Origin of the sequence: Mycobacterium sp. ACS1612 (genome assembly GCF_001667505.1) — a bacterium.
Lineage (GTDB): Bacteria > Actinomycetota > Actinomycetes > Mycobacteriales > Mycobacteriaceae > Mycobacterium.
In genome coordinates this window covers 42,287-54,859 of record NZ_LZHZ01000019.1, presented here as the reverse complement: position 1 = coordinate 54,859, position 12,573 = coordinate 42,287, and the positions used below count along the sequence as shown (strand labels likewise).

Below are 12,573 nucleotides of genomic sequence, written 5' to 3'. Positions count from 1 at the left end.
TACCCGCCCCGACATGGTGGACAACGGGCACAACGCTAAGCAAGAGCAACTCGACGGCGTACGCGTCAGCCGGGAGCAGGGCTACCTGACTACCCAGCAGGGGGTTCGGGTGGACCACACCGACGACTCGCTTACCGTCGGTGAACGCGGCCCCACTCTGCTGGAGGACTTTCACGCCCGCGAGAAAATGACCCATTTCGACCACGAACGCATCCCTGAACGCGTCGTGCATGCCCGCGGAGCGGGTGCGTACGGCTACTTCGAACCGTACGACGACTCGCTCGCCGAGTACACCGTCGCCAGATTCCTGACAACCCCGGGCAAACAAACTCCCGTCTTCGTCAGGTTCTCGACCGTCGCCGGTTCGCGCGGATCGGCCGACACTGTTCGCGACGTGCGTGGCTTCGCGACGAAGTTCTACACCGAGCAGGGCAACTACGATCTCGTCGGTAACAACTTCCCGGTGTTCTTCATCCAGGACGGCATCAAATTCCCCGACTTCGTGCATGCGGTCAAACCCGAGCCGCACAACGAGATCCCACAGGCGCAGTCGGCCCACGACACGCTGTGGGACTTCGTCTCCCTGCAGCCGGAGACGCTGCACACGATCATGTGGCTGATGTCGGACCGGGCCCTGCCGCGCAGCTATCGGATGATGCAGGGGTTCGGGGTGCACACCTTCCGTCTCGTCAACGACAAGGGCGAAGGCACCTTCGTCAAGTTCCATTGGAAGCCGAAACTCGGTGTGCACTCCCTTGTCTGGGACGAATGCCAGAAGGTCGCGGGCAAAGATCCCGACTTCAACCGGCGTGATCTGTGGGAGGCGATCGAGTCCGGTGACTTCCCGGAGTGGGAACTCGGTGTCCAGCTGGTTCCTGAAAGTGACGAGTTCAACTTCGGTTTCGATCTTCTGGACGCGACGAAACTCATTCCCGAAGAACTGGTTCCGGTTCGACCGGTGGGCAAAATGGTGCTCGACCGCAATCCGCAGAATTTCTTTGCAGAAACCGAGCAGGTCGCCTTCCACACCGCGAACGTGGTCCCCGGTATCGACTTCACCAATGACCCCTTGCTGCAATTCCGCAACTTCTCCTATTTGGATACGCAGCTGATCCGGCTCGGCGGCCCGAATTTCGCGCAGTTGCCGGTCAACCGGCCGCTCGCCGACGTCCGCAACAACCAGCAGGACGGCTACGGCCAGCATGCAATACCGCAGGGCAGGAGTAGTTACTTCCCCAACACGCTGGGCGGCGGCTGTCCGGCGCTGGCCGACGAGGGCGTATTCCGCCACTACACCGAGAAGGTCGACGGCCACAAGATCCGCCAGCGCGCCAAGAATTTCACCGACCACTACAGCCAGGCGCGGATGTTCTGGAAGAGCATGTCGGCGGTCGAGGCCAAGCACATCGTCGCCGCGTACGCATTCGAATTGGGCAAGGTCGAGACACCCGAGATCCGCGCCAGGGTGGTCGACCAGCTCAACCTCGTCGACCACGAACTGGCCAGCGGCGTCGCGGCCAAGCTCGGACTGCCCGCACCGGCCGAAGAGCCGGTCGACGACAAGATGCCCGCCTCGCCCGCGCTCTCACAGCTGAACACCGCCACCGACAGCGTCGAAACCCGCAAGGTCGCGGTGCTGGCGGCGGCCGGCGTCGACGCGGAAGGCGTCGAACGGGTAAAGCGGGCACTCGAACAGCGAGGCGCGATGGTGGAGGTCTTGGCTCCGGTTGCGGGCGGGACGTTGGCAGGCGGATCAGGCGGCGAGGTCGCCGTCGACCGCGCCATCACCACCATGTCGTCGGTGCTCTACGACGCGGTAGTAGTGCCGTGTGGTCCGCAGTCGGTGGAAACGCTGTCCGGCGACGGCTACGCAATGCATTTCATCGCCGAGGCTTACAAACACCTCAAGGCCGTCGGCGCTTTCGGTTCCGGTGTGGATCTGCTGCGCAACATCGGCATCGCCGAACAACTGGCCGACGACACCGACATCGTCGTGTCGAACGGCGTCGTGTCGACCGCGGCGGCCGCCGACGACCTCACCGACGAGTTCTGCGACGCGTTCGCAGCAGAACTCGCCAAGCACCGCGCATGGGACCGGGAGACCGACCCGGTGCCTGCCTGACACCATGCAGACTTTCTTGCCGTACGCCGAATTCGCCGCGACGGCAAGGGTGCTGGACAAACGCCGACTCGGCAAGCAACGGGTCGAGACCATTCAGGTCGTCCGCGCGCTGACGGTGGCCGGTTACGGCTGGCGGCATCACCCCGCCGCGGCGATGTGGGCCGGCTACGAAGAGGCGTTGGTAAGCTACGGCCTCGACATCTGCGCGGTGTGGTGCGAACTCGGCAACGCCGACACCTGTGCGACGACGCTGCTCGCCGACCTGACGCGTGGCACCGGCGTCGCGGAGCCGCGCGCTCAGGCCGCACTGGCGGCCGCGGGCGAATTGCCGCCGTGGCTGGGCGATCAGAACTTCCACCGCAGTCACCAATCGGCCCTGCTGCGCAAGGATCCGGCCTATTACCAACCGGTCTTCGGTGACGTGCCCGACGATCTGCCGTATGTGTGGCCGGCATCCGACCGGCCACGACGCATACCGCAGTAGATCAGTGCGTGCTGACCATCCGCTCAGCCGTGTGCGGGCCGAACTCGTTGGCCACTTCGGTGACCGAGTTGGCCGGAAACCCGCCGCGGCGGGCATGCTCGCGGATGGTGTCCTCGTCCTCGGCTTCGTGGACGCAGTAGATCTTGTCGCCGGCCACATAGCTGGTGATCCAGCGATACGGCACGCCCAGCGACGCCACGACGTCGTTGGACTTCGCGGCGATGCCTGCCAACTGCTCTTCGGTCAGCTCGCTGGCCCCGGGGATCTGCCGCTCGATCAGAAAGCGCTTCATTGTTGTCTCCTGTCTTGATCGACGTTCCGCGACCGTGCGCCGCGGATGAAGACAACGTTCGGCCACCTCGGCCGCCCGGGCATGGGGGGAAGTTACCCATCTTTGCGGTGACGGTCATATTCGCTGCTCAGGGCGGCGCTCACCCCGTTAGCATCGGTTTTGTGAAGCTCATCGAGCGCACCGACGAACTCGGCAGGCTGCAAGCCAGGGCCGACTACGCGCGTGCGGGGCGCGGCGGGATGTTGATCGTCAGCGGGGAGTCCGGTGCGGGCAAGACGTCGTTCGTCGAATCGTTCGTCGACGGGTGGATCCGCGATGAACGTCTGTTGTGGGGCGTCTGCGACCCGCTGCCGACGCCGCGCCCCCTCGGCCCGATCCGCGACCTCTCACACGCGCTTGCGCCTGCCAGCAGGGAGCTGCTGGAACACAGCGATGCGCCGTACGATATCTTCGCCGCTCTGCACGACGACTTGTGCACCGCGCCTTCGGTTTTCGTCCTCGACGACCTGCAGTGGGCCGACCAGGGCACCATCGACCTGTTGCGGTTCGTGCTGCGCAGAATCGCACAAAGCCGCTCGCTGGTCATCGGGATCATTCGCGACGACGAGGTCGGCGCCAACCATCGCATGCGCGAACTGCTCGGCGACGTGGCCCGGTCGCCGCGCGCCGAGTCGTTGACCATCCCGCCGCTGTCCCTGCAGGCCGTCGAATCCCTCGTCGGCGAGCGCAGCGTCGATCCGGGATGGCTGCACGACATCACCGGCGGCAACGCGTTCTTCGTGTGCGAGATGCTCGAACACCACGGCGACGACCTGCCGACCACCGTGCGCGACGCGGTGCTCGCGCGCACCTCCGGGCTGGACCCCTCGGCGTGGGATCTGCTGAACTTGCTGACCTGCTCGCCGGGCGTAATTCCGGACTACCTGCTGGTCGATCTGGGCGTGACGTTGCCTGCATCGCGGGCGCTGGCCGAGGCGGGCCTGATCCGCAGGAGTCCGCGCGGAGTCGCCTTTCGTCACGACCTGTGCCGACTCGCGATCCGCAGCGTGATCCCCGCCGGTGCCGAACCGCGACTGCATCGCCGGTTGATCGACGCCTACGAGGCCACCGGTCACGTCGACCCTGCGGTGTTGACCCACCACGCGCTCGGCGCGGGCGACATCGACAGGATCCGGCGATACGCCGGAGAAGCGGGCGCCACGGCGGCGCGTTCGGGCGCCCACAGCCAGTCGACGGAGTTCTTCACGATCGCGCTCGAGCGGGGCGGCGCGTTGCAGCCGCAGTCCGAGGCGGAATTGCTCGAACAGCTTGCGTGGGAGTACTACCTGACCGACCGGCTGGCCGACGCGATCTCCTCATGTCACCGCGCGATGCGGATCCGCCAGGAGTTGGGCCAGCCGGCCGCGGTCAGCGCCAACCACCACTCGCTGGCCGTCTACCAGTGGTACAACGCCGACCGTGGACAAGCGGAAGGCCATGCCAGCCAAGCGATGTCGGTGCTGAACCCCGACGCCGACGACGCCACGCAGCTGGTGCAGCTTGGCCACGCGTTTGCGATGCAGGCGTACCTCGCCGTGCAGGCGACCGAACTGGACCGGGCCAAGGCGTTGGTCGCGCGTGCCCGCGAAGTCGCCGACAAGACCGGCGATACCGACTTGGGGATCCGCGTCCGGCTGATCGACAACTACGCGGTTCTGCTCAACGGCGACGAGACTGGGCGCGACGAGATCATGGCGATTCTCGATTCGGCGCCCACACACATCGACGAGTTGTACTCCGGTGGCTGGAGCAACATCACCTACTTCGACGTCGAGCAGCGCAGGCTCGACGTCGCCGCCGAGCTACTCGACGTCAGCATCCCGCTCATGCATGAACACGACCTCCCGATCTGCCGGGTCTGGCAGATGGGTTCGCGCGCACGGCTTGCGCTGATGGTGGGGGACTGGGACGACGCGGCGGCCGATGCCGCCCGGCTGCTGGAGTTTCCGAGTGCCCCGCTGGCCAGGACGTGGCCGTCGCTGATCCGCGCGGTGGTGGACATGCGCAAGTGCGGGACCGCAGGCCCGTTACTCGACGACGCCTGGACGTTGGCGTGCCGGTTCGCCGAGCCGATCCGGATGTTGCCCGTCGCCGCCGCGATCGTCGAAATGTGCTGGCTCACAGGAGAACCTGACGATCGTATCGCGGGATGTCGCGAGTTACTGATGGGCGGGCCGGTCGCGGGGTTGGAATGGTCGCGCGGTGAGTTGGCGGTCTGGTTGCGACGGTTGGGCGACGACGTCGACGTCGTCGGGGTGGCCGAACCGTATCGGCTGCTGCTGGACGGGGCCTACGAGGCCGCGGCCGACGACTTCCATCGTCGTTCGATGCCGTACGACGCCGCGCTCGCGCTGGTCGACTCCGCCGACGCTGCCCATGCGTCGCGGGCGTTGGACATCCTGGATCGGCTCGGCGCCGACGCGGTGGCTGCCAAGGTGCGCCGGGACCTACGCTCGAAGGGCATTTCGGTGGTGCCCGCCCGTCGGCGCGCGACGACACTGGCCAACCCCGCGGGTCTGACCACGCGCCAGACCGAGGTGTTGCGGTTGCTCGACGACGGCCTGACCAACGCCGAACTCGCGGAGCGCCTGTATCTGTCGGTCAAGACCGTCGACCATCACGTCTCGGCGATCCTGACGAAACTTGACGTCACAAAGCGCCGCGACGCGGTGCGGAAAGCGCGTGAATTGGGCCTGCTGACCTAACGCGTGCCCCAGTTGTATTGCTGCTTCAGCGTTTTCAGGTAGACCAGGGTTTCCGCGAGATAGACGCCGGGTAGCGAGCGGATCTGGGTATTGAGGATGTTCAGCAACTCCGCGTCGTCTTCGCACACCACCTCGACCACCACGTCGAATCTGCCTGCGGTCACCACGACGTAGTCAATTGCGTCGACCTCGGTGAGCTTTTCGGCGACCTGCAGGCTGTCACCGGAGCAGCAGATGCCGATCATCGCCTCGCGTCCGAAGCCGAGTTCCGTCGGGTCGGTGACGGCAACGATCTGCATCACGCCGCCACTCATCAGGCGCTGCACCCGCTGCCGGACCGCGCCCTCGGAGATACCCACCTGCTCGGCGATCGCCGAGTAGGACCGCCGTCCGTTTTGCTGCAGCGCGCTGATGATGGCCTTCGAGATGTGATCGAGCGGTGGCCGGTGGGGCGCATCGCCGATATCAACCATGGCCTCGATTGTGCACGGCCGCCAGGGGTTCGGCGGCCATTCCGCGTCTGCTCGTGTCGCTAGGACGTGGTGAAATGCCGCCGCAGACGTCGGTGCCGGTGGCCGAACAGCGCCCGCAGCCCTGCTGCAACCGCGGGTGTGGCGAACCGAAGCGGTGCCCGAAGCTCAAATGTGATGCGGTCGCGCACAACAGTTTTGGACTCACCGTCGGGCTTCACGAAGCGCTGATGGCGCCACCGACGCATGCTCATCATGGTCGACTGCTCGTCGAAGCCGCGGCCCGGCTGCAGTTCCGCGATGGTCAGCAGGTCGTAGTCGAACGGGACCACGCCGAACAACCGCAGCCAAGCGCGCCCCAACGGTATGCCGACCGGCACGTCGTCGATGGTGAGCCCCCGGATCGCGCGGGGCATCGACATCGTCATCCACGGCCGCACCTCGTCGTTGATGCCCTCGGCGGTGATTACCCGCGCCCACACCTGATCGGCGGGCGCACCAACGACGCTCTGCCGTTCGATGATCATGACCGTCCACGGTAGCCCGCCCGATCGCGTCGCGGTGGTCTACGCATGGAGCGCAATCAGCCGAAGACGAAGTACCGCAGCCAGAGATAGAGCGCCGAGAGCACAATGGACACCACGGTGATCAACAGCCCCTTGCGGGTGAACTCCCAGAAGGAGATCGGATAGTCTGCGCGACGGGCGATTCCAAGCATCACGACGTTGGCGCTGGCCCCGACCGCGGTGAGGTTGCCGCCGAAGTCCGCCCCGAGTGCCAACGCCCACCACAGCGCGTTGGGGTGCGCCATGTCGGGCATGCTCGCCGCCAACTCGCCGACGATCGGCGTCATCGTCGCGGTGAAGGGGATGTTGTCGATCACCCCGGACACCGGCGCGGAGACACCGAGAATCAACATCACCGTCAGCAGCCCGTTTCCGTGCGTGATCTCGGTTGCCGACCGCGCCAGTTCGTCGACGACACCGGTCTTCACCAGCGCGCCGACCATGACGAACAGTCCGACGAAGAACAGCAGCGTCTCCCACTCCACGCCCGCCAGATAGTCGCGTCGGTCCAAGCCCGAGATCAAGATCAGAATGCCGGCTCCCAGCAGCGCGACGATCGACGGCGCGACGTGAAACACCGAATGGCCGATGAACGCGGTGAAGACGAGCGCGAGCACGACGCCGCTCTTGATCAGCAGTCGCGGGTCACGGATGGCTTCCCGTTCCACCAGTGACATCACGTCGGCCGCTCGCGCGGGGTCGACGTCGAACGAACCACGGAACACCATCGGCAGCAGCGCGATGAACGCGACGACGACGATGATGACTATCGGCGTCATGTGGACGAGGAAGTCGTTGAACGTCAGGCCTGCTCGACTGGCGATGATGATGTTCGGCGGGTCGCCCACCAGGGTCGAAGCGCCACCGATGTTCGACGCGAGAACCTCTGCGATCAGGAAGGGCACCGGGTTGATGGCGAGGCGGTCACACACCAACAGGGTGACGGGAGCGATCAACAGGATCGTTGTCACGTTGTCCAACAACGCCGATGCGAACGCCGTGACCAATACCAGCAGGATCATGATCCGCAGCGGCGAACCTTTCGCCCGTTTGGCCGCCCAGATCGCCACGTATTCGAATACACCTGTCTGCCGCAACACGCTGACGATGATCATCATGCCGAAGAGCAAAAAGATGACATCCCAGTCGATTCCGGTCTCGTGCGAATAGAACACGTCCTGGGACTCGACGATGCCGAGAGCCACGATGATGCCGGCGCCGAAAAGCGCGACCAACGTCTTGTTGATGCGGTCGCTGGCAATAAGCGCGTACGCGACCACGAAGACGGTGATCGCGATGACAGTCGTCAATGAACTAGTGCCTCAGCGCCGCTTCGAGCAGTCGTGACGCGGTCACGACCCCGTGCAACTCGCCATCCTTGATCACGGCAACCAGTGGACTCTTGAAACGCGCCATGATCGCGGCGACTTCGATGATCGTGTCATCCGCGTTCGCAGGCGGCACGTCGGTCAGGTGTTCGGGTAGAACATCGCCGACGGTTTTGGAGCCGAGCTTGTCCGCGGCGCGATCGGCCACCGATTCGTTGATCACGCCGGCCAGCGACGGGTCGTCCTGGACGTAGGTGGGCACGATGAACCGCACCACCTGCGAGGCCGGTAGCACGGCAAAGGGGTGCCCGGACTCATCGGTGACCAGAATTCCCGGCAGACGGTGCTCGGCGAGCATGCGTGCGGCTTCCAGCGCATTGGAGTCGACTGTCACCACCGGGAAGTCCTCGGCCATGTCCTCGGCGTGCATATCAGCACCATACGACCGCGGTCAGCGAAATCCTGTTCATCTGTCTTCGTCCTGGTCAGCTCGTCAGGTCCCTGCGCAGGTAGCCCACCAGCCCGACGGCTGCCAACAGTGCGCCAATGGTCAGGAGCGCCGCGGTGGCCGTCCAATCCGGTGCCGTCACCGGTACGGGTGAGAGGTGGGCGAACGGCGATGCGTCCACCACCCAGGCCGGTGCCCGAACGCTCTGCGTGACGACGTCGAGCAGAAAACCCCCGGTGACCGGCAGCACTCCGGTTGCGAGCACCGCCGACGGAAACCACCCGGCCGCTAGTGCAGCGGCGCCAACGCTCAACCATGCGATCGGCGCCGAGTTCAACGCACCGGCCAGGGCGTCACCGAAACTCAGCGGCGCGCCCGTAACTGCCGCTCCGGTCGCCATCATCAGCCCGGCAATTGCATGCAACACGAGCACGCCCGCCGTTGTCATCGTGATCTCGGTGCGCATCAAGCGCGTTCTCGACACCGGCGATGCGAACAGGGGAGTCCATCGACGCGCTCGCTCGTCGGTGATCATGGCGGACAGGCGGACAGCCCCGTACAAGCCGGTCGGGATGGCCAGCAGACCGAACAACGCCGCCGAGAAGCCTTTCGCGGAATCCAGCCCGCCGAACCCTGCCGCGGCCGCCAACTCGGCGAAACGCGGGTTCTTTTCGAAGAACTCGAGGATCGACGCGATCAACGTCCCGCGAAGCAGGAAGTACGCGGTGATGCCGGCCGCCCAGCCGACCGTCAGCCGTATCGCCCGTCGCACGGCGAATCCGCCGACAGAGCCAAGCAGTCGGGTGCGCGGCGCCCGCCTCGTAGTGACCGTCACCAAGCCGCTGCCCACGTCGCGGCGTCCGGCCGCAGCCAGTGCGGCCGCCGCGAATGCGATGGAGAACCCGGCGAGCGTGAACAGCGGTGCCAGCCGGTTGTCCGCATACGGCGCGGCGCGGGCGGTGAGGCCGAACGGCGAAGCCCATGCCGCCCAGGCGAATTGCGTGGTGCTGTCGGCGAGCATCCGGAGCAGTAGGGCGGCGCCCAGCAGGCTGACGGTGACGCCGACCGCAGCGGATCGGGTCGGCATGAGTTGCGCCGCGAAGACACCCGCAGTGCCGAACGTCAGCGTCACACCGAGCACCGCGCTCGCGTAGATGACCGAGCCCGCGGCATCCGTGCCGGCTGCCAGGAGGCTGATTCCGACCGCAGCCCCGATCAGCAGCGCGGCTGCGGCGATCGTGGTGAGGTAATGGGTGACGAGATCGACTGTCCGAATGGGCCCGGCGAGCAGTAGATCGCTGCGCCCGGCGTCCTCTTCGCCGCGGGTGATCCGGATGGCCGCCAACAGAATCCACACACACGCAAGCACGAGGATGGGTGTGGCGGTACGCCACACAGTGAACCCGCCCACGTCATCCAACGCTACGGGGGTACCGAAAAGTATTCGGATCGCAGGGTTGTCAACGAGAGCTCGCAAGCCGGATTCGTCGAGCGAACCTCTGAACGTCGTCTGGTACTGCACGGCGACCGTGGCCGACATCGCCGCGCACACCACGGCGACAATGGCGGCACCGCGCCGGATCTGGCGGATCACAAGTCGGTTGATGGCACGGCCGGTCGTGGTTCGCGCGACGGCAGGAACCGTCGACAACGCGGCGGTCATGATTGTGCCGCCTCGCCGTAGTAGTCGAGGAAGATCTCCTCCAGTGTCGGTTCCCGCACGGCCAGCGCCGTGACGTCGGCGGCCGCCAACGCCCGCAGGGCCGACGCCGGTGGCCCCGACAAGCTGAACCGCAGCCGGTTACCGTCGAGGTATTCGACTGCCGACACGCCATCCGTCGTGTCCAACAACGGCTTTGAGTCACGATACGAAACCTCGACAACCGTGCGGCGCAACCGCCGCAGGTCAGTGATGCTGTCGATCTCGACGACGCGCCCAGCTCTCAAGATAGCGACCCTGTCGCACACTGCTTCCACTTCGGCAAGCTGATGTGAGCTGAGAAATACGGTCTGGCCGCGTTCCCGCGCCTCGCGCACGCACTGCCGAAACTCCCGCTCCATCAAGGGATCCAGCCCGCTGGTCGGCTCGTCGAGCACCAGCAGGGCCGCGCGTGTGGCGAACGCGGCGACCAACGCGACCTTTTGCCGGTTGCCGGTGGAGTACGCCTTTCCTGGTCGGTCGAGGTCCAGATCGAAGCGCTCCACAAGGTGCCGGCGGTAGTCCACATCGATGCTCGGACCGACGTTGCCCAGCAACTCGAGTGTCTCGGCGCCGGTGAGCGTTGGCCACAACGCGACATCGGCGGGCACGTACGCCAGCCGGCCATGGGCCCGCCGGACGTCGCCCGCCGGCACCCCGAACACGCGCGCCTGGCCTGCGTTCGGGCGAAGGAGGCCGAGCAGCACACGAATCGTCGTCGATTTGCCTGCCCCGTTGGGACCGAGGAAGCCGAACACCTCGCCCGCAGTTACGGTCAAGCTGAGGTCGTCGACGGCAACGATGTCACCGAACCGCTTAGTCATGCGGTCGATTTCAATGGCGAAGGCGGGGTTCGCACCAGCCGCCGGATAAGCGTGCACCGGAAACCTTTCACTCGTCGGGTTACAAATTGCCGACCAGGCTTCCCGGCGCACCAAGAGGAAATGTACCGCGGCCACGTTCAGAGCAACAGCGAATTGTTCGGCTGGTAGATTGGACACCGGTGTGCCGGGAAGCCTGGTCGGCAGTGTCCGTAATCCGACCCCGGAGCACATCGTGAAAACGTCTCTTCGAATTCGCCGATTCGCCAGTCCTGCAGCGCTTTTCGCAACCGGCTGATCGATTCGATGTCCAGCCCGATGCGATTGTTGTCCCGCGCCTCCCGGTCGGAGGCGCAGCGCTTCGCCGAGATCTTCCGCAGGGAGACCGTCGGCGGCGTGCTGCTGTTGGCCGCCGCAGGCGCTGCGCTGGTGTGGGCGAACTCACCGTGGTCCGGCGCCTACCGCGCCATGTCGAACTTCGTGATCGGACCAGAGTCGCTGCGCCTGAACCTGTCCATTTCGGCGTGGGCGGCCGACGGATTGCTGGCGATCTTCTTCTTTGTCGTCGGCGTCGAACTCAAGCGCGAGTTCGTCGCAGGCGATCTGCGTGACCCGCGCCGTGCGGCATTACCGATCGCGGCGGCCGTCGGCGGCATGCTGGTGCCTGCCGCGATCTTCATCGGCATCAACCTGGCGGCCGACCGGCCCGAGAACCTCGGGGGGTGGGCGGTGCCGATCGCCACCGACATCGCGTTCGCCCTCGCGGTGCTTGCGGTCTTATCCACCCATCTGCCCACCGCGCTGCGGACGTTCCTGCTGACTCTCGCCGTTGTCGACGATCTGCTCGCGATCACCGTCATCGCCGTCTTTTACACGGATCACTTGGCCGTCGGGCCCCTGGCGGTGGCCGTCATCCCGATTGTTTTGTTCGGGCTCGCGGTGCAGAGGGGGATCAATCACTGGTGGCTGCTGGTTCCGCTGGCCGTGGTGGCCTGGGCCCTGGTCCATGCCAGCGGCGTACACGCGACCGTCGCGGGAGTGGTCCTGGGCTTCACCATCCCGGTGCTCGGCAGAAACAGCAGCGCAGACCGGTTCGAGCATGGGCTGCGGCCGGTCTCCGCGGCCGTCGCCGTGCCGGTGTTCGCGTTCTTCGCCGCGGGGGTGACGGTCGGCGGCTGGTCGGGCCTTGCCGACTCGCTGTCGCATCCGGTCACCGACGGTGTCATCGCGGGCCTGGTGATCGGTAAACCGCTCGGGGTGTTCGGCACGGCGTGGCTGCTGGCCAAGTTCACCCATGCGGCGCTCGACGAAGATCTGGCATGGCGCGACGTGCTCGGCGTGTCGCTGCTGGCGGGCATCGGCTTCACCGTGTCGCTGTTGATCGGTGAGCTCGCCTTCGGCCACGGCACACCCGCGGGCGACGACGTCAAGATCGGGGTGCTGGTGGGGTCCGTCATCGCAGGTGTAGTGGCGTCGGTCGTGTTGTTGAGCCGCAATGCGGCGTACCGGCGCATCGAGGCGATCGAGACGACGGACACCGACCAGGACGGCGTTCCCGACATCTACCAGTCTGGATACGACTGAGCCACTGACCCGTGG

The 12,573-nt window shown here is 65.8% G+C and carries 11 protein-coding genes; 4 read left to right on the top strand and 7 right to left on the bottom strand.

The window, feature by feature from the left end:
• Window positions 1-13 precede the first annotated feature (13 nt).
• Window positions 14-2,122 (top strand): catalase, encoded by a 2,109-nt coding sequence (locus tag A5724_RS07270; protein WP_067798839.1) that lies wholly within the window; start codon window positions 14-16, stop codon window positions 2,120-2,122.
• Window positions 2,123-2,126: 4 nt separating this feature from the next.
• Window positions 2,127-2,606: an MSMEG_6728 family protein gene (locus A5724_RS07265; protein WP_067798496.1), complete on the top strand. Its 480-nt coding sequence runs from the start codon at window positions 2,127-2,129 to the stop codon at window positions 2,604-2,606.
• Window position 2,607: 1 nt separating this feature from the next.
• On the opposite strand, the gene A5724_RS07260 is transcribed toward A5724_RS07265, so the two are convergent.
• Window positions 2,608-2,898 carry a DUF4242 domain-containing protein gene (locus A5724_RS07260; protein WP_067798493.1) on the bottom strand — a complete coding sequence of 97 codons (291 nt, stop codon included), beginning with the start codon at window positions 2,896-2,898 and terminating at the stop codon, window positions 2,608-2,610.
• Between the two features lie 161 nt (window positions 2,899-3,059).
• Here A5724_RS07260 and A5724_RS07255 point away from each other — a divergent pair, with 161 nt between their 5' ends.
• On the top strand, window positions 3,060-5,642 hold the full coding sequence (locus A5724_RS07255) for a helix-turn-helix transcriptional regulator (protein WP_067798490.1): 2,583 nt from the start codon (window positions 3,060-3,062) through the stop codon (window positions 5,640-5,642).
• On the opposite strand, the gene A5724_RS07250 is transcribed toward A5724_RS07255, so the two are convergent.
• Genes A5724_RS07250 through A5724_RS07225 form a run of 6 tightly spaced genes read right to left on the bottom strand, consistent with a single transcriptional unit; the run spans window position 5,639 to window position 10,977 of the window.
• Window positions 5,639-6,115, bottom strand: coding sequence for an Lrp/AsnC family transcriptional regulator (locus A5724_RS07250; protein WP_067798487.1), 477 nt, complete (start codon window positions 6,113-6,115; stop codon window positions 5,639-5,641). The two genes, A5724_RS07255 and A5724_RS07250, sit on opposite strands and share 4 nt — an antisense overlap.
• A gap of 59 nt (window positions 6,116-6,174) precedes the next feature.
• The gene (locus A5724_RS07245) at window positions 6,175-6,639 is read right to left on the bottom strand and encodes a hypothetical protein (RefSeq protein ID WP_067798484.1); all 465 of its coding nucleotides are present in this window, start codon (window positions 6,637-6,639) and stop codon (window positions 6,175-6,177) included.
• 56 nt (window positions 6,640-6,695) lie between these two features.
• The gene (locus A5724_RS07240; RefSeq protein WP_067798481.1) at window positions 6,696-7,988 is read right to left on the bottom strand and encodes an SLC13 family permease; all 1,293 of its coding nucleotides are present in this window, start codon (window positions 7,986-7,988) and stop codon (window positions 6,696-6,698) included.
• A gap of 4 nt (window positions 7,989-7,992) precedes the next feature.
• Window positions 7,993-8,436 carry a CBS domain-containing protein gene (locus tag A5724_RS07235; protein ID WP_067798478.1) on the bottom strand — a complete coding sequence of 148 codons (444 nt, stop codon included), beginning with the start codon at window positions 8,434-8,436 and terminating at the stop codon, window positions 7,993-7,995.
• Window positions 8,437-8,491: 55 nt separating this feature from the next.
• Complete coding sequence (locus tag A5724_RS07230) at window positions 8,492-10,117, bottom strand: ABC transporter permease (RefSeq protein WP_067798475.1); 1,626 nt, start codon at window positions 10,115-10,117, stop codon at window positions 8,492-8,494.
• Window positions 10,114-10,977: an ABC transporter ATP-binding protein gene (locus A5724_RS07225; protein WP_067798836.1), complete on the bottom strand. Its 864-nt coding sequence runs from the start codon at window positions 10,975-10,977 to the stop codon at window positions 10,114-10,116. The genes A5724_RS07230 and A5724_RS07225 overlap by 4 nt, the downstream gene beginning before the upstream one ends.
• A 303-nt stretch (window positions 10,978-11,280) precedes the next feature.
• Between A5724_RS07225 and nhaA the strand changes: the two genes are divergently transcribed.
• Window positions 11,281-12,558: a Na+/H+ antiporter NhaA gene (gene nhaA / locus A5724_RS07220; RefSeq protein WP_067798472.1), complete on the top strand. Its 1,278-nt coding sequence runs from the start codon at window positions 11,281-11,283 to the stop codon at window positions 12,556-12,558.
• The last annotated feature ends 15 nt before the right edge of the window (window positions 12,559-12,573 follow it).